The sequence below is a fragment of the Brevibacillus fortis genome (assembly GCF_046196545.1).
Classification (GTDB): domain Bacteria; phylum Bacillota; class Bacilli; order Brevibacillales; family Brevibacillaceae; genus Brevibacillus; species Brevibacillus fortis_A.
This window is the reverse complement of sequence record NZ_CP176370.1, coordinates 6,438,941-6,456,582: the sequence shown is the minus strand read 5'-3', so window position 1 is coordinate 6,456,582 and position 17,642 is coordinate 6,438,941. Positions and strand designations below refer to the sequence as shown.

The following is a 17,642-nucleotide window of genomic DNA, read 5'->3' as shown; positions in this document are numbered from 1 at the left end:
GGCGTTTCCTCATCAGCATAAACGAATCCATTGATTAATTCTTATCCAGAATCACTTTTTTTCTGAATGGCATAGGAGAAATGCCGACATGCTGCTTAAACATTTTGCTAAAGGAAACGGGGTTACTGAATCCAAGCTCAAAGGCGATGTCTGTCATACTGAAGTCCAGCTTGGCTAACAGCTGCTTGGCTCGTTGTATCCGGTATTCCGAAATATGCTGGTGGGGCGTTTTGCCGTACACTTGGGCGTATGCTCGCAACAAATGGTTGGGGGATAGACAAGCAATCTGTGCGATCTCATCGAGCCTGATTGGTTGATCATAAAAAGCTCGTATATAATCATGGGCAGTACTGATTCTTCGATACAATTCTTCGCGCGTCGATTGCCGAAGCGCGTGCAAAGCGTCCATTTCTTTTCTTACATCGAGATGTCCGAGCAATATGGTCCGCATAATCTGGTGAAATTGTTCTTCATGACCGATGGAGTCCCGATCAAGGAGGGTGAGACTCTCTTTCAAAGTCGCTAACTGGGAATTGAGTGTATGGCTTGTAGAATAGGTTTTTTCAAAGAAACCAAGAGAAGCTGTGGCTTTATAAGGATCGCTAAGTAGTCTATCCGTTGATTCCTTGAGCGTTTGAAAAATTTCCTCGGCAAAACCATGCTTGAAGAAAATACAAAACGATTCGACTTCCTCGGAATCATCAATCGAAATGGTGTAATCCCCTTCGTTCAGCAACAGATAACGATTTTCTTCCACAGCAAAAAAGCCTCTACTCGTCTTGTAATGTGCCCTTCCTTTACGGAATGTCTTGATGGAGAGTTGGCCCTCCCCTTCCCAGTAAAATTGCTTGCTTTTTGCATGCAGAACATAGTTGGTTGAGGTTTTACCGGTCATTTCAAAATATCCTGCAACGTCTTATCGATATGGGCAAAACGAAACTGGTACCCTTCACGCTCAAGCCTTTCAGGAATGACCCAGCGGCTTTTTAACACCAGCTCTGTTTCCGTTCCGATCATCATGGCCCCCATTTCCAGCATCCATTTGGGTGAAGGCAGGCCGAAGCTTCGATTCATCACGTTGCGAAAATGTTGCATGAATTCACGGTTTGTGACGGGATGTGGAGAAGAACAATTGAATACGCCGCTTAAGTCAGTTCGCTCCTTTAAAAAGAGAATGATCTGGAAGATATCTTCGACATGAATCCAACTAAAACGCTGATTGCCAGACCCTTGTACACCCCCGAGTCCAAAGCGAACGAGATTTTTATATGGATCGATAACCCCGCCGTTTTCACCCAGCACGATGGCCATGCGTAAGGCTACTTGTCTCGTATGCGGCAAATCAAAGGAAAAGAAGGCAGATTCCCACTCTTTGGCGACATCAACGGAAAAGCCTGTTCCAATCTCCCCGCCTGCTTCTGTCATGGGACGATCCTCCGCATGCCTATAGATGGTGGCTGTGCTGGAGTTGAGCCAGAGCGAAGGTGGGTTTTTGCAAGCCAAAACAGCATTGCCGAGTATGTGAGTGGTCTCTGTCCGAGATTTCAAGATTTCTTCTTTGTTCTTATCATGGTAACGACAGTTGACGGATTTGCCCGCCAGGTTGATGAGCAGCTCGGAATCTTCCAAAGCTTCCACGATTTTTGCGTGATTGTCCCACGTTATATGAGGGGAATTTCTTGCGATGATCCTTACTTCGTAGCCAAGTTGATTGAATTTGTCTGCCAGATACTTGCCGATAAAGCCAGTGCCGCCGGACAGGATGACTTTCTTTTTCATAAGATCAACTCGCTTCCTTCGGTGTGCGTATTTCTTACAATAATTGTAACATAATGCGGAGTGGCGGCAGCATGTATTCGTCATTCTAGCGATTTTTTTGATAGACCATACAATACACAGGGACATCATCGATTTTGGTTTGTTCTCGTAACGTAAATCCCAGTTTGCGATACAAACCGACATTCTCTTCCTTTTCCGTATCGAGCGCGATTCCTTGTGATTCGTGGTCATCCTCTGTGGTTTGAAACAGGTGTTGCATCAGGGTTTTGCCGATTCCCTTACCTTGAGCCTCCGGTATTACGCCAATCATAATGAGGTAGTGATGCTTCCATGGAGGAGCGGCAGAACGTGTGATGCGCATATAGGAATTAAGGAGTATGAGCGTTTTTCCAGACAGTTGAAAAACTAACGGAATCAACCTACCGATTAACAGGAGCCCCCCTTTTATATTCGAATGCTTGCTTGTTTGTGGCTTCTCGACGACGTAAGTGCCGAGTAAGCTGTCTTCGTCAAAAATGCCCCATACTTCCTCGTGAAACAGAAAGCTTTTATCAAACAGAAAAGACAGAAAAGCTGTTACGCTTTTTCTTGCTGTATGATCCAGCTCTGAATCCCCAAATACGTGCAGAAAGAAAGGATCACGCGAAAATGCCCTGCTCATGAGTGATACGAATGCGGGTTTATCCGACCTTGTGAGTTTGGATATGCGGTAGGAAGTCTTCATTTTTCTGTACCTGTGTCGTCGATTACTTTCCCATAATGATTGACAGCAAAGCTAAACAACACTTTTACCATAAAGAATAAGCAGGTGATCAACAGAAACGGATGCATGTCCGGGAGCAATGGTATCCAGCCAAGTCCAACAGAAAGAAGAATGCCTGCGACAAACAGCTGCGAACGATGCCCAAAAAGAGCATTCACAACAAAAGCTCCTACAATCGTATAAGCCCATACCCCTATGGAATACGCGAGGTTTTGCTGTAAGAGAAATGCGACGAGGATGATATGAACGTGAATGGCGATGAATACGATTCGATTTTTTTTACGTGCTGCATAAAAATTGCTGGTTGAGATCGTAAAATTCGCTAGGCAGCCAGAAAATATATCGAATACAAGCAATAATGCCAGCGAGCTGCGCCAAATGGGCAAGCTGTCCGTGAGTTCAGGGAATCGCAAATAGAGAGCAGTGGTCAGCACTCCGCCGAATAGCAGGATGGCTGCGATCGAGCCAATGCTCTGCTTTTCACCGAAGACGTCATGCAAAAAAGCGGGAATCCGTATTTGTTTCATGATAAATTCACTCCTACCCCTAATAAATATGTAGTAAATGTATCGTTTTACTACAAAACAATTATAACTATCGAAGTCAGTCCATTTCAATAATTTTGTAGTCGATTCATTGAATTACTCTAAAACCTGAGCTACACTACAGTAAGAGGTGGAGAAGATGAACGGATTCGAACGACGAAAACAGAACAAAATCGATCAGATATACAGCGCCGCCTTTCCGTTGTTCTCCAAGCATGGCTTTCAAAAAGTCAGCGTGAATGAAATTGCGCAGAACGCGAAGGTTTCCCCGGCGACCATTTATAACTACTTTGGGACAAAAGAACAGCTCTACGCGGACATGCTAATGAACTGGATGGACAAGCAGTTGGAGCAGTATGAGAGGATTCTCGATTCGGGGAGTTCTTTTCCTGAGAAGACAAAGGACATCATGCTGTTGGAAGCCAAGAATTTGCATACACTCACGGATGAGCTTCAGAACGCCCCCTTTTCTGAACTAAGTGGTTTGCTGCAACGAATCGAAAGCGAATACGAGCAAAAAATCAGGCATTTTTTTACGAAGTTTGTCGCGCTTGGGAAGCGGGAAGGTTATATTCAGCGTGATCTGACAGAAGAAATGATGATGATGTACCTCACGATGTACAAAAATGAGCTGGGCAGGCATTGGGAAGCATCGAATCGTGAGCGAGTCACGCTGAGTATGGAGCAATGGGTGGATATGTTTTTCTTTGGGTTGGTTGGACAGAAGCAGAAGTAGGACGATAGTAAAAAAAGCTCTTCACCCAAAAAATGGGGAGAGCTTTTTCTTTCATCAAAGATCGGAAAAGTCTGTATGCCAATCCGTTTTTCAATCGAGCTGTGCTTGGAAATAAAGTAGCGGGTAGTTGGACGGAAGGTTACTTAGCTGCCAGACCTTCTTTAAACGCTCTTTGGAAGCTTTCGATCAGCAGGCCGTAGTTTGGCATTACTTCCGCATAGATTTCTGCGAACTCTTGGGCATCTGGGCGGTTCCAAGTTTTTTGCAATTCAGACATGACAGCGAGTGTATCAATAGGAACTGCTCCTGCTTGCACGACGCGAGCCAGTGTAATATCTGTCGCCATCTTGCTCCAGTTACCCGATGCGTCAATAACTGTGAAGACTTTGTAGCCTTCTGCCAGTGCAGATAAGGTAGGGAATGCCATGCAAACGCTGGTGAGTGTACCTGCAATAATCAGGGTCTTCTTGCCAGTAGCTTCAACTGCTTTTACAAAGTTAGGGTTATCCCAAGCATTGATCTCACCGTTACGCGGTACGTACACGTTATTTGGCAGGATTTCGGCGATTTCTGGAATCAATGGGCCATTCGGGCCAGTTGGTACTGAGTCCGTTGTGAGTGTCGGGATATTCAGCAGCTTTGCCACTTTTGCAAGAGCAATCACGTTTCGGCGGAGTGTTGGCACATCCATATCCCCTACTGTTTGGAACAGACCGCTTTGGTGGTCGATCAACAACAGAGCTGCATCGTTTACATCAATTACATTGTGGTTTTTCGTTGTCATGGATAATTCCTCCTCGATTTGTGGGTTTTTGATTCAGATGGTGTCATGTATAGGCCGTCAGGTGTCTGCTACATGACAATCACCTCCTCACGCTTTTGGTAGATTCCTTTGTATGGAGTTTCTTTAATTTGAGATAAATTCGATTCGATTAAAAATCGTACTCCGCATCTTTTTGCTCCCGAATCCTTGCATAGGCATCGACGAGCAGTACCGTATCCTCGACGAGACGCTCCAGGCGGAAGTGAATATCGTCATTGATGATTTCTTTGCGGTTGAAGTCCTTCTCTTCGATAAAGACATAAGTGGGTACGATATGTGCCTTCATATAAGACAGAATCGGCTTCAACTGTTGTTCTGCCATGAGATAGTGCTTGGATGTTCCTGCCGTGACCAATACGCTGACCACTTTATCCCGGAATGCGTTGACGGGCAGCAGGTCAAAAATATTCTTCAATGTGGCTGGGATGGATGCTTGGAATGTGGGTGTTCCAATGATAAGCGCATCGGCTCCCATGATGGTTTCGGTCACGAACTTGGTGTCCCCTTCGTAATCTGTGTAATTCCGACCGTCGCTGAAGACGATATTGTATTCGGCCAGGTCAAGCAGCGCAAATTCTGCATCCGGATATTTTTCCCGTGCTTTTTTGAGTGTCAAATCCATCGCTGTTCTTGTTTTCGAGCCTACGTTAGAGCCTGCGATTCCGACGATTTTCATAGGTGCCCCACTCCTTTTTTGGTTAGGCTTTGGTGGTATGCTTTTTCACTTCTGGCAAGATTTTCGTTGCGATCAGTTCAATGTTTTTCGCAATTTTATCAAAAGGCACGCCGCCAAAGTCGATTTGCGCCATGAAGCGTTGTTGTCCGTACATTTCGTACTGGTACAGCATTTTTTCAATGATGACGTCAGGGCTGCCTATCATTAACGCATCCCGATAATCGACAGACTGCGCAAACTGTTGCTTCGGATAGCCACCGCCACGCAATGCGATAAACCCGCCATTTAGATGCGGATAGAACTCGCGAAGCGCATCCGAAGTTTTGTCGGCTGTATAAAACAAACTTGTTGTCGCTACTGGCAAGGTCGCTAGGTCAAAGCCATTTTGCTTCGCAGCCTCTCGGTAAGCATCGACGGAACCTTTGAAGTTGATGGCAGGACCTCCGAGTGTGGTCAGCATCATAGGCACGCCAGCTTGACCGGCTTTAATCGCGCTTGCAGGTGGTCCCCCTACTGCACGCCAGATGGGAAGACGTCCTTGTAATGGCTGCGGCAGGATCGTAGCGTTTTGTAGCGGTGCACGGAACTGCCCTTCCCACGTAACGCGATCCTCGTTATTTAGCTTGAGAAGAAGGTCCATTTTCTCTTCAAACAATTCCTCATAGTCGCGCACATCGTAGCCGAGGAGGCTATACGCTCCTACTCGGGAACCGCGTCCGGCAACAATTTCTGCACGACCATTGGAGATCAGATCCAAGGTAGCGAAGTCTTCGTAAACGCGGACCGGATCAGATGTGCTCAATACAGTGGCGGAGCTGGCGATTTTAATGTTTTTCGTAGCTTGTGCGATCGCGCCTAGAATGACGGTATGTGCTTGCGTTGTAAAATACGTCTGGTGGCTTTCTCCGACAGCGAACACATCAAGTCCTGCCTCATCTGCCAGCTTGCTTGCTTCGATTAATTCCTTGATGCGCTGTTCAGAAGAAATCTTGGAGCCTGTATGTGGGTTTGGGACATGGTCTCCAATCGAGTACAAACCGAATTCCAGCCCCTTCTTGGTGTCGATACGATATTGTTCCATGTTGATTCACTCCTTTTAGTCAATAGGTGTCAATTTCGCTTCAATTTCTGCACGGCGTTCTTCGAGGAATGGAGGTAAGTCCAAAGCCTTTCCGAGCTCCTCGACGGTTGAATCTGCTGTGAAGCCAGGACCGTCTGTCGCAATTTCGAACAAAATGCCGTTTGACTCACGGAAATACAAGCTTTTGAAGTAGAATCGATCCACAATCCCTGTTGAGCGGAAACCGCGTTTTCGAACGGCGTCATCCCAGTATTGCAGTTCCTCATCGTTGCTCACACGAATTGCCAAGTGATGAACGCTTCCACGACCCGGTTTTTCGGGGGTTCCCTCTTCCTGCTTGATGACAATTTCTCCGAAGGATTTGCCAGGGACGGATTGATAAATAGCTTCTTGCTCCGAGCGTGATACTTCGGTGTAGCCGAATGTGTCTGTTAACAGACTGGCTAATTTGTCCAAGGAGCGGACGGTAATCTCAACCGTGCCAATTCCCAAAATGCGATGCCTTTCTTCGACCACGGATTCGTCCCATGGGGCCCAATTTGATGGAACTCCTTCGCCGTTGTTATTGATTAGGATCATTCGCAAGCCTTCCGGGTCTTCAAAATGTAAGGCATCGCGGCCAGCGTACTTGGTAATGTCGCCATGGTGAACATTCAGTTGCTCAAAGCGTTTTTTCCAAAAGGTCAAGCTCTCCCGTGACGGAACGAGCAGTCCGATTCGACTGATGGCGTTTGTGCCGCGTACCGTTTTTCCTACCATCGGCATTTCAAAAAACGACAACTCTGTTCCAGCACTGCCTGTCAAATCTCCGTAAAACAGGTGATACATCGACGGATCGTCTTGGTTGACGGTTTTTTTCACTCTGCGCAGTCCCAATACGTTTTGATAAAAGTGATTATTCGATGGAGCGTGTTTAGTTAACATAGATACATGGTGATGGCCTGGAATGGTGTACATGGTAGTCCCTCCTTATTTAACTTGACTAATCAAGTGATGGTGTAAAAAAATTACTCAGGCGGTAATTCTTTTTTTTGGCTATTCTTATGGACGCGTGTCATTAGGGTGTAGAGTGTTTTTTGTTCTTCTTCACTCAGTACCTCATCGAAGAATGACGACTGAAACGCTAGTTGTTCAGGAAAGGCTTGTTCGAGTACGGCTTCCCCTTTTTCGGTAAGGCTGATCGTTTTCGTTTTCCAATCCTGCTTGCGTACAATGTAGCCCTCTTTTTCAAGTCTTACGAGCATCCGAGAAATACCACCTTGTGTAACGGTTACCTTCTCAGCTAACTCCGACTGGGTGAGAGGCTGGTAGACGCTAATTTGCATCAGGACATCGAATTGCGCTGTTGTTAAATCAAAGCGTTTGAGAAACTCATTTGACAGCTGGTTGCTTTGGGTGGTAAACCGCATCAAGCGTAACCAGATTAATGAGCCTATGGTGTTATTACGCATGTTAGTTTGCCTCCCTTCGCTGAGCTCATTATCACTTTACTACTCAATTGATAAAAAGGCAATATCTTAAACGATAGTCTAGAGGATCAAGCATTACATCAGTCGTATTAAAATATGGCAAACTCTTTATGAAATAGGGGATCATTTATGGAGAAAAAATCAGGAATTGGACTTCGGGAAGCAAATTGCACTAAACAACTTAAGAGAAATCCTATTTCACTATCATAATGAAAAAAATGCAGATTATGAGATTATCATTGATTGTAAAGAGTTTGATCCGAGAATCGAATTAGATTCTGAAATAATCGGATCATATGTAAAAAGAGAAGATATGGAAAAATTGAATATGAAATTGCATGGACTACCAGGAAATTTCCGTTGGTGCACATACACGCACTGGCATACCACTACAAAAATCAATGAAGTAAAATATGAAGCGTTTGGAAAGGAAACATTAGAGGGTGAACGGTTGCTAATATTAGAGGATTATACGGGAGAGTTGAATGAGCTCCGATTAAAAATATGCAATCTCCCGCATCATTTACAGTGGGTAACATTGAGGAAAAATAAAGATGGAACATATCCAGATATGCAAGAAAATCTTAGATCATGGTTAAACGAGATAGTACAGCATTAAATTGTTTGAAAGATTGCGCCGCTCCATTTGTCAGGAGCGGCGTTATCTTTATCTACCATTGTCATACCGTCTTTTTCAACGTTTCAATCAATGTCTTCAGATGGGGCAAATTCCGGTTTTTCACCTGGTACGCCAGGTACAGGTCGTTATGAACGGTACAGGACGGGTACATAATCTTTACCTTGTTTCTGGACAATTGGTCACCGAGCATGAATGTGGGCAACAGGCTGATGCCAGCGCCATGCTCGATCGCCTTCAGTACACTGTGCAAATCCGGTACGACGTGTGTCGGATGCGTTTGTGGACGCTTCTGGAAATGCTCGCGCCAAAAACGACGGATGATCGGCAAATCCAAATCATAGCTGATCCACGGCTGTGAGCATAGCCACGATTCAAAAGACTCCTTTTCGTCAAACATTGGTTCACTGTAATCGGGAGGTGCCACCAAAGCAAATTCCTCTTGCATGTAGGGAATATATTCGACGCCTGGCGCGGTTAGCTTCTGCGACATGACGATGAGGTCTACTTTTTCCTCCAGCAGGAATTCGAGTACTTTGGAAGCGACACCGAGATAGGCGATGACGCGCATTTGATAGCTTCCGATATGCGGAGCTAATTTCTCACGGAAAAACTCATGCGCTGACCCGATTCGAATCACGGGTAAAGATGTGGCCGCGTTCGTCTTGAGGGTTTGCGTGGTTTCTTCCAATGCCTCGATGAGCGGAACCACCTGTGTATAGAGTGCTTTGCCTCTCTCGGTAGGAATCATTTTTCGGGGAGCTCGTGTAAATAATGGCTCACCCACCTCTGCTTCCAGGGAGGCCAAATGCTGGCTCATGGCTGGTTGGGTCATCATCCTCGTTCTGGCAGCTTCCGATACGGAGCTATGCTTATAGATGCTGATAAAGCTTCGGTACCATTCAAAGTCCACCATGTTGGCTATCCTTTCTTAACTAAGACGTTTCAGGTGCTGTGCTCCCCATATCGTAAACAAAATTCCGATGACCGTCACGAGTGAAGCGATCCAAGGAACGGCAGACAGACCGCCTGCAAAGTTAAAATCGATGACAATGCCTCCGACATAGGCACCAAGTGCATTACCCAGGTTGAAGGCCGCGATGTTCAGTGTCGAGGCGAGCGTAGGTGCTTCCTTGGCCGTGTTGAGCATGTGGAGCTGCAAGCCAGGAACCGTACCAAACGCGGCAATCCCCAAAATGAATACGGTTAACAAGGTGAGAAGCTTATTTTGATCGGTAAAGCTGAACACAGCGAGAATGAGCGCCAGTACGAAAAGTATCCCGAGCAAGGAAGGAAACAGCTTGCGGTCTGCCAATTTTCCTCCGTAAATATTCCCGATCGTAATCCCTACGCCGAACAGAACGAGGATGTACGAAACAGAGCTGGGGGAGAAACCCGTGATATCCACCAGGATTGGCGAAATGTACGTAAACGCGGTAAATACGCCACCAAATCCGAATACAGTCATCAAAAGCGCAATATGAACCGCTGGGCGTTTGAGCACGCCGAGCTCTTGCCGCAGACTGGATGTTGCGTTGGCGACCTTCGGAACGAGCATGACAATTCCGATCAACGCAATGATCCCAATAATCGTGATCGCCCAGAAAGTAGAGCGCCAGCCGTACGCTTGCCCCAGAAACGTTCCAATCGGGACACCTAAAACATTAGCGAGTGTCAGTCCGGTAAACATAATCGCGATGGCACCCGCGCGTTTTTCCTTGGGAACCAGCTCAGCGGCAATGACCGAACCCACACCGAAGAAGGATCCGTGGGTAAGAGCAGCCAGGATGCGAGCCATCATCAAAACCGTATAGTTCGGTGCGAGAGCGGCAAGCGCATTTCCCGCGATAAATAGAATCATAAGAAACAGCAAAAGTGCTTTGCGCGGCATTCTGTGCGTAGCCATCGTGATGATGGGAGCGCCGATAGCGACACCCAATGCATATCCGGTAATAAGGAATCCAGCCATCGGAATGGAGACGTTCAGACTGGTGGCTACCTCAGAGAGTAGCCCCATAATGATGAACTCTGTCATCCCGATCGCAAATGCTCCGAGAGTCAGAGCGTACAAGGCGAGAGTCGATCCTGTGCGAGTGGCCTGATCTCGTTCATAGTGACGGGCCATATTTTCTGTTGCCATGGTAGTGAGTAGCCCTCCTTTAGGATAAAGAAAATGAAAAGATGAATAGGGAGGAGGCTGATATTTTTCGTCTATCAGCCTCCCGTGTATTATTCGCCTAATTTGCTTACTACTGCTTCTGTGACAGCGAGTGTAGATTGAGGATTTTGTCCGGTAATCAGGTTGCCGTCGACTTCTACATGGGTGCTCCAGTTTGGTGCCGCTACAAAAATGGCACCGAGATCACGGATTTTGCTCTCCAAGAGGAAAGGCAGGTAGGACCCCAAGCCTGTGGCTGCTTCTTCTCTGTCTGTGAAAGCATTCACGCGCTTGCCTGCGACTAGCGGCTGACCATCGGACAAGGTCGCACCCACGAGCCCCGCAGGACCGTGGCAAACAGCCGCTACGATTTTTCCTGCTTCATAAAACTCTCGCAGTAATTGCTGGAGTTTTTGGTTATCTGGCAGGTCAAACATCGTACCATGACCACCTGGGAGGAAAATAGCCTCGAAGCCATCTGCTGTTACGTCATCCAGCTTTTTGGTGTTTTCCAGATGCTTGGCGGCGTCCAAGATTTCTTGCGGTGTTTGGTCGTCCACGCTGCCAGGGTCAATCGGACCAGCTCCGCCCAATGGGCTTGCTGCTGTGATTTCATAGCCTTTGTTTTCGAAAGCCAGATAAGCCTCCGCGAACTCGGATAGCCAAATTCCTGTCTTTTTGCCTTCCTGCATATCTGTATGATTGGTGACTACCATCAAGATTTGTTTTGCCATCTATATTGCCTCCTGTACTTTTTGATTGGGGGTACAGTTGCTATTCTAAGGTCGAGTTATCGATAAAACAAATTATGTTTTATTGGTGTATCCATAAATAAATTTATATATAAAAATGATAGAAGGCTTATTGCTTTTGGAGTTCCCAAAGCAAAAGCCTTCTATCATTTTTCCTTTTTAACTCAACGGCTAAATTCCTTTTCGAAAATGGCATTATTAGCGATGACAGGTTCTGGACCGACCGCGTTAATGTTCGTCACCAAAATATTCTTCCCGCCTAAGGTACCACCCGCTAACGTTTCAAACCCATGAATGCCGCCTCCATGACCCCAATAGGTCTTTCCGTTTGGCAGTGTCACCTCATAAAGTCCCAGTCCATATTTCCCAAAAGGTGAATCCACACCTGTTGTCATCTGCTTCATCATCTCGTCATTTAATAGTTTCCCACCCAAAAGCGCGCTAAAAAAGGTGGTCAAATCTTTCCCTGTGGAGATCATTTCCCCCGCAGCATTCGCCCATGAAGGATTATACTCTGTGAAATCATACAGTTTACCTGCCTGATTCATGTTATAGCCTGTGGCATGTTGGCCCGGAATTTTCGGATTACTACCACTAAAGGATGTATCTGTCATCTGAAGCGGGTCGAGGATTCGTTTCTTCATCTGCACATCGTACGTTTCTCCTGTCACCTTTTGAATAACAAGACCAGCTAGCACGGTGTTTGTATTCGAATAGTCCCAGCCTGCTCCTGGTTGAAATACTGGCGGCTTAGCCAGTCCCATACGTACAAGGTCATCAACGGTATATTGAGGGAATGAGGTAGCGTACCGCATGTCTGTACTCGTATAGCTTGCAATCCCGCTCGTTTGGTTCAGTAACTGACGAATCGTGATTTTGTTGCCGTCATACCCATTGCCTTTTACCACACCTGGGAGCCATTTTTCTACCGAGTCATCCAGATTCAGCTTTTTCTCCTGAGCCAACTGTAAGACAAGAGTAGCAACAAACGCCTTTGTGACACTGCCGATACGGAAAGTAAAGTCTGGCTCCATCGGATTTTTATGATCGAGGTTGGCAACACCCGCTGCATAAGACCAGTATTCACCGTCTCTTAACCCAGCAGCAACTATGCCAGGGATCTCCTCGCTTTTTGCTTTCTGATCAATGAAGTTCTTCACTTCTTCCCCATGTTTTTGAGCTGCTTGATCCGGGGTGGATGGTTGCTTGGCTTGTCCCGAGAATTCAGTCATCTGGATGTTCTCCATATGAGGAACAGCACCTTCTAATACGTTGATACTCATCGCGATCACATGCTCGCCGTCTTTTGTTCCACCTGCGAAGTTGGTGAATCCAGGAATGCCGCCTTGATGACCCCATATGGTAGTGCCATTCGGCAATGTTACTTCCTGAATACCGAGTCCGAATTTCCCATGTGGAGTATCAACAGTGGTCACCATTTCTTTCTGCATTTCAGGTGGTAACAGTTTTCCACCCAATAAAGCACTGAAGAACGTAGTTAAATCTTGTGCAGTCGAGATCATACCCCCTGCCGCGTCTGCAAACGAAGGGTTAAGGTCAGTCATATCCATTAATGTACCGGCATTGTTAAAGTAGCCATTCGGGCTCCGTTCAGGCAAGGAAGTAGAGCCCCCGGGCAATCGTGTGTCTTTTAATTGAAGTGGCTCAATAATTCGTTTCTGAATTTGCTCTGCATATGTTTCTCCAGTGACCTTTTGGATAATGAGTTTCATAAGCACAGTATTCGTATTCGAATAGCCGCCCGTGGTCGGTTTTTGCTTCAATGCACGAGATATTAGCTGTTCAACTGTCAGCGTTTGAGTGGAGTTCGAAAGTAAACTTTCCTTGAGTTCACCATCTAAGTAGTCTGCAACTCCACTCGTATGATTTAATAACTGACGAATCGTAATTTTGTTACCGTCATATCCATTGCCTTGCACGACACCTGGCAGCCATTTCTCCACCGAGTCATCGAGGCTTAGTTTCTTTTCCCCAGCTAGTTGCATGGCAACTACACCGACGAACGATTTCGTTATACTCCCGATTCGAAAGGAATAGTCAGCTTCCATCGGTTTCTTACTTTCTATATTCGCTTCGCCGGAAGCATACGACCAGAAATCCGTTCCCTTCTTTACTGCAAAGAGGACGCCTGGAATGTTTTCGCTGGCAGCAGCTTTATCAATCGCTTCTTTTGTTTTGGCATGATCCGTTTTCTGTTGTTGCGTGATTGTCTGGTTCACACCTGCTTCCGCACAACCGTAAGTAGGAAGCACCAGCGCCCCTATTAATAGTGCAGATAACGTAAGGGACGCTCCTTTTTGCATATGGAATGGTTTCATTTCTCATCGCTCCTCAAAAAGTTGAAATGTGTTGTTCGTATCTCCACCTTATTTTCTGGGTTATAAAATCACATAGTGACAAAACCGTTCTATCTATGGATGACATCGTGCAAAACCGTCATATTTGCGGCTTGATATAATGTCATAGGAGCTATATGACACGGCCAATCTGCTTGACGAATCGGGAAATAATGATGCATGATGAGTCAGAAACATTCGGGGATTTCCTTACAATTCAAATGAGCAGGAGTACATGACTCATGTTATCCATGATGAAAAAATGGTTCTGGTACAATTGGGTGGTTTTTGCCTTACGAACGATTTGGCTAGGTATTATCGTCATAGCTGATGCCATGTATCCGGCAATGATAGCTGGTCCGTTCGGAGTCATCATCCTCATTGCCTTTTTGGTTTACGCCATTCCTTTGATCGTTCAATATAGGAAAGAAAACTGGTATTTGGTAATTGAAGTCGTAATGACAGGCTTTTTTTATCTTTATGTGGCCTATGTAGCGCCGCAATTGATTTGGACTTTCGTTTTACGGGCGATGCTTATTGGTGTGGCCAGTAGTCGGAGAACGTATATGTGGACGGGAATCTCTAGTGGGATCATTTTTCCGGCTTTGAACGGGTTGATTGCGAATCGTCCTCCGTACGAGTTCATGTTTAGTTGCAGCTTTGGTTTTGCAATCGGTATGGCGTTTAGCATATTAATTGAGTCTCATAAGCAAGCCCGAATCATTCAAGAACAGAAGCAATTATTGGAGCAGCATATTAAGCAAATCGAAGAGCTTACACTGATAGAGGAACGTAATCGGCTGTCACATGAGTTGCATGACACGATTGGCCATTCGTTAACCTCGCTGGTTGTTGGTGTTGAGTCGCTCCGATCCTCGGTTCCTGATTCACAGATCGAACGAGTCGATAAACTTGTCTCAATAGCACAAGGCAGCCTGGATGATATCAGAAAGCATTTGCATCAGCTCTCTCATGCTCGGTTCAACCAGTCGTTAAGTGAGGCGCTACTGGAACTGACCGAAGAATTTATGAGGTCAACAGGTGTAAGGGTCAACTTCCGTGTGATCGGCAGTGAGACGCTCGTTATGCAAAAAATGAGCTTTTGTTTATATCGTTGCCTGCAAGAATCGCTCACAAATGCGGTTCGTCACGGCCAAGCAAGTGTGATATCTGTTGATCTGTACTTCGAAAGTCAGCAACTCCGTTTACAAATTGAAGATAATGGCAACGGAATAGAATCCATCGAGTTCGGCTTAGGACTAAAGGGATTGAAAGAACGGCTTGAGCAACAGCAAGGTACGCTGTCCGTTCATTCACAATCAGGGCAAGGAACCGTTGTCATTTGTAATGTTCCTTTAGAGGTAGAAGCTGGACATGGAAGTATCCGCCTGCTTATTGTTGACGATCAGGTGATGATTGCCGACAGTTTACAGCAAATATTAAGCCAGCAGGACAACTTTATCGTTGTTGGTACAGCTAGTGATGGGCAAGAAGCATTAGAACAGTGTGAGCGACACCAGCCGGATATCGTGTTAATGGACGTGCACATGCAAGGGATGAACGGATTGGAGGCCTTCCTTCAAATGAAAGAACGCTGGCCGAACATGAAGGTAGTGGTCATGACAACGTTTGAGGATTCGGTACAGGCAGCAACAGCATTGGAGCATGGGGCGGAAGGATATATGCTGAAGTCTACTCGTCCAAAAGAGATGATGGAAGCGATGAAGCTCATCTATAGCGGGGGAACGTGGCTTGATCAGTCGATCGCCACGCGCGTATTCGAAGAGATGAAGCGCCAACGTGAGCAGTTAGAGAAGTACAGCCCGAATGATCCGTATGGATTGACGAAACGGGAAAGGGAGATTTTACAGCTTTTATCGAATGGGCTTCGCTACAAATCGATTGCCACCAAACTATATTTATCGGAGGGAACGGTACGGAATTACTGTTCCACCCTTTACTCGAAGCTCGGTGTCAGCAACCGAGAAGAAGCAATTGAACTGGCGAGAAACGAGAGTATCCTATAGATGAAAAAAAGACGGGAGAAATCCCGTCTTTACTCTTCCGGCGTTCGATCCAGGAATAGCCGCGTTACCTCTGTGTAATCCCCTTTTTTTACTTCTTCTTCCGTCGCCTTTTCTTCTAATGGATCATGACCGTACATACTTGGCGCAATCGTTGGATCGTGCTCAGAGGAACGCTTTTTATTATCCATGATTCACCACTCCTTTAGTAAGTAGGGTGCGATGGATGGCCTATTCTTATCCCCGATCGCAGCATATGACATTGGAAATGCTATTCCAAAAGTACCGATCTTCAAGATCCGGTGCTTTTTTTGATGACAAATTGTCATATGGGGTAGGGAGAAACCGTTGGTAACAGGGCGTTTGAAACTTATAACAAAACGTTACTTGTTGTACAGGCAGTGCCCAGGCCATACTTTGAGCAACGGAACTTTTAGGAGGAAAGAGAAATGACCTTTTACAGAAGTAGCATCATCGCGGCATCGATTTGTGGTCTACTCTTAACAGGAGCCCATTCCACGTATGCAGCTCCATTAACCGAAATGGACAGCGAACAACAAGGGAGGAAGGCAAAGAATCTAAGTCCAAAAGAATGGTTAGAGCTGAAATCTTTTCACTTGAATAGCGCTGAGCCTGGGACTGATCTTGAAGATATTGAACCGCTGCGCGAAATGATCGGTTCTGCTTCAATCGTAGGTTTAGGTGAGGCAAGTCATGGCAGTCGTGAAATTTTTACGATGAAACACCGGTTTGTTGAATTTCTCGTCATGGAAATGGGCTTTACCACCCTTGTATTAGAAGAAAACTGGGGCAACGCATTGCAACTCGATCATTACGTTCTCACAGGAGAAGGGAGTCCGAGTGAATATCTAATACCCCTATTTCAAACACAAGAAATCGTAGACATGCTGGAATGGATGCGTGAGTACAATGCCGATCCCGAGAACGAAGAGAAACTGCGGGTGGTCGGGATGGATGTACAAAATGTCAGCGAAAATGTATACGATGAGATCAGACAGTATATAAAAAAATATAAGCCTGACCTGCTGCCCCGTGTGGATAAAAAAATGAAGGAACTTGCCGAAGCTACGAAGGATCTGGAAGCCTATACAGCTCTGCCAGAGGCCATTCAGGAAAAACACCATGAGCAAGCGAAAGAAATCACGAAAATATTGGAACAAAACAAAAAGCGTCTGAACGGCCAATCCAAGGAGTTCGCAAAGATCAAGCAGCACGCCAAGGTCATTGAGCAATTTACTGGCATGTATTTCAACTTCTCGGAGAATCCATCTGAAGTATTTTTGAGGCATGATATCGCGATGTTTGAGAATGCGAAGTGGGCTCATGAACAGCTGGGAAAAACAATCGTATGGGGGCACAATGGGCACATCGCAAAGTACAATATGTTGCCGGATGTATACCCGAAGCTCGCTGGTCAGCATTTACTGGACCATTATGGTAAGAAATATGTAACGATTGGAACTTCATTCGGGAAAGGCGAATTCAACGCGTATAACCTTGAACATAAAATTGTTCCAGTTACCATTGAATCGAATGATCCAAAAACATTCAATCACACCCTAGATAAAGTCTCAAAGGATCAATACTTTGTTGATTTACGGAATGCTACAGGTCTCACCAAGAAATGGTTAAAGGAAGAACGACCGTTTTTGAACGGATTCGGTTCTGCTCATCCAAGCAAACCAAACATTGTAACAACTTCGCTTGGGCAATCATTTGATATACTCATTCATATAGACACAGTGAGCGCTGGCAAGCTTGTTCGTTAAATAGCAGAAAGAAACCGGCATTTACCCAAGAGCAATGGGCAGAATGCCGGTT

The 17,642-nt window shown here is 45.8% G+C and carries 18 protein-coding genes; 4 read left to right on the top strand and 14 right to left on the bottom strand.

Annotated elements, in window-relative coordinates; all coding sequences use genetic code 11:
- Positions 1–34: 34 nt before the first annotated feature.
- The 4 genes from ACKKE8_RS31145 to ACKKE8_RS31130 all read right to left on the bottom strand — a co-directional run bounded on the left by ACKKE8_RS31145 (position 35) and on the right by ACKKE8_RS31130 (position 3,069).
- The gene (locus tag ACKKE8_RS31145) at positions 35–895 is read right to left on the bottom strand and encodes a helix-turn-helix domain-containing protein (protein WP_409176401.1); all 861 of its coding nucleotides are present in this window, start codon (positions 893–895) and stop codon (positions 35–37) included.
- Complete coding sequence (locus ACKKE8_RS31140; RefSeq protein ID WP_409176400.1) at positions 892–1,779, bottom strand: TIGR01777 family oxidoreductase; 888 nt, start codon at positions 1,777–1,779, stop codon at positions 892–894. Before ACKKE8_RS31140 ends, ACKKE8_RS31145 begins: the two co-directional genes overlap by 4 nt.
- An 85-nt stretch (positions 1,780–1,864) precedes the next feature.
- Positions 1,865–2,503, bottom strand: coding sequence for a GNAT family N-acetyltransferase (locus ACKKE8_RS31135; RefSeq protein ID WP_409176399.1), 639 nt, complete (start codon positions 2,501–2,503; stop codon positions 1,865–1,867).
- Positions 2,500–3,069: a hypothetical protein gene (locus ACKKE8_RS31130; RefSeq protein ID WP_409176398.1), complete on the bottom strand. Its 570-nt coding sequence runs from the start codon at positions 3,067–3,069 to the stop codon at positions 2,500–2,502. Before ACKKE8_RS31130 ends, ACKKE8_RS31135 begins: the two co-directional genes overlap by 4 nt.
- Positions 3,070–3,226: 157 nt before the next feature.
- Between ACKKE8_RS31130 and ACKKE8_RS31125 the strand changes: the two genes are divergently transcribed.
- Positions 3,227–3,823 carry a TetR/AcrR family transcriptional regulator gene (locus ACKKE8_RS31125; RefSeq protein WP_409176397.1) on the top strand — a complete coding sequence of 199 codons (597 nt, stop codon included), beginning with the start codon at positions 3,227–3,229 and terminating at the stop codon, positions 3,821–3,823.
- A gap of 139 nt (positions 3,824–3,962) precedes the next feature.
- On the opposite strand, the gene ACKKE8_RS31120 is transcribed toward ACKKE8_RS31125, so the two are convergent.
- The 5 genes from ACKKE8_RS31120 to ACKKE8_RS31100 form a co-directional block, all read right to left on the bottom strand.
- Positions 3,963–4,607: a hydrolase gene (locus ACKKE8_RS31120; protein ID WP_409176396.1), complete on the bottom strand. Its 645-nt coding sequence runs from the start codon at positions 4,605–4,607 to the stop codon at positions 3,963–3,965.
- Positions 4,608–4,755: 148 nt separating this feature from the next.
- The gene (locus ACKKE8_RS31115) at positions 4,756–5,322 is read right to left on the bottom strand and encodes an NADPH-dependent FMN reductase (protein ID WP_409176395.1); all 567 of its coding nucleotides are present in this window, start codon (positions 5,320–5,322) and stop codon (positions 4,756–4,758) included.
- A gap of 22 nt (positions 5,323–5,344) precedes the next feature.
- Entirely contained in the window at positions 5,345–6,403 is a 1,059-nt protein-coding gene (locus tag ACKKE8_RS31110) for an LLM class flavin-dependent oxidoreductase (protein ID WP_409176394.1), read from the bottom strand.
- 15 nt (positions 6,404–6,418) lie between these two features.
- Positions 6,419–7,360, bottom strand: coding sequence for a ring-cleaving dioxygenase (locus ACKKE8_RS31105; protein WP_409176393.1), 942 nt, complete (start codon positions 7,358–7,360; stop codon positions 6,419–6,421).
- A gap of 50 nt (positions 7,361–7,410) precedes the next feature.
- Complete coding sequence (locus tag ACKKE8_RS31100; RefSeq protein WP_409176392.1) at positions 7,411–7,854, bottom strand: MarR family winged helix-turn-helix transcriptional regulator; 444 nt, start codon at positions 7,852–7,854, stop codon at positions 7,411–7,413.
- Between the two features lie 166 nt (positions 7,855–8,020).
- Here ACKKE8_RS31100 and ACKKE8_RS31095 point away from each other — a divergent pair, with 166 nt between their 5' ends.
- A complete protein-coding gene (locus ACKKE8_RS31095) occupies positions 8,021–8,491 on the top strand; it encodes a hypothetical protein (protein ID WP_409176391.1) in 471 nt (156 codons plus the stop codon).
- Between the two features lie 61 nt (positions 8,492–8,552).
- Here ACKKE8_RS31095 and ACKKE8_RS31090 read toward each other — a convergent pair whose 3' ends face one another.
- From ACKKE8_RS31090 to ACKKE8_RS31075, 4 genes are all read right to left on the bottom strand, one after another.
- On the bottom strand, positions 8,553–9,425 hold the full coding sequence (locus ACKKE8_RS31090; RefSeq protein ID WP_409176390.1) for a LysR family transcriptional regulator: 873 nt from the start codon (positions 9,423–9,425) through the stop codon (positions 8,553–8,555).
- Positions 9,426–9,440: 15 nt separating this feature from the next.
- A complete protein-coding gene (locus ACKKE8_RS31085) occupies positions 9,441–10,649 on the bottom strand; it encodes an MFS transporter (protein ID WP_409176389.1) in 1,209 nt (402 codons plus the stop codon).
- 89 nt (positions 10,650–10,738) lie between these two features.
- Positions 10,739–11,401, bottom strand: coding sequence for a type 1 glutamine amidotransferase domain-containing protein (locus tag ACKKE8_RS31080; protein WP_409176388.1), 663 nt, complete (start codon positions 11,399–11,401; stop codon positions 10,739–10,741).
- Positions 11,402–11,583: 182 nt separating this feature from the next.
- Positions 11,584–13,758: a serine hydrolase domain-containing protein gene (locus ACKKE8_RS31075; protein WP_409176387.1), complete on the bottom strand. Its 2,175-nt coding sequence runs from the start codon at positions 13,756–13,758 to the stop codon at positions 11,584–11,586.
- Positions 13,759–14,018: 260 nt separating this feature from the next.
- Between ACKKE8_RS31075 and ACKKE8_RS31070 the strand changes: the two genes are divergently transcribed.
- Positions 14,019–15,803 carry a response regulator gene (locus ACKKE8_RS31070; protein WP_409176386.1) on the top strand — a complete coding sequence of 595 codons (1,785 nt, stop codon included), beginning with the start codon at positions 14,019–14,021 and terminating at the stop codon, positions 15,801–15,803.
- 29 nt (positions 15,804–15,832) lie between these two features.
- Here ACKKE8_RS31070 and ACKKE8_RS31065 read toward each other — a convergent pair whose 3' ends face one another.
- A complete protein-coding gene (locus ACKKE8_RS31065; RefSeq protein ID WP_173623478.1) occupies positions 15,833–15,991 on the bottom strand; it encodes a hypothetical protein in 159 nt (52 codons plus the stop codon).
- A 258-nt stretch (positions 15,992–16,249) separates the two neighbouring features.
- Between ACKKE8_RS31065 and ACKKE8_RS31060 the strand changes: the two genes are divergently transcribed.
- Complete coding sequence (locus ACKKE8_RS31060; protein ID WP_409176385.1) at positions 16,250–17,590, top strand: erythromycin esterase family protein; 1,341 nt, start codon at positions 16,250–16,252, stop codon at positions 17,588–17,590.
- Positions 17,591–17,642: the final 52 nt, after the last annotated feature.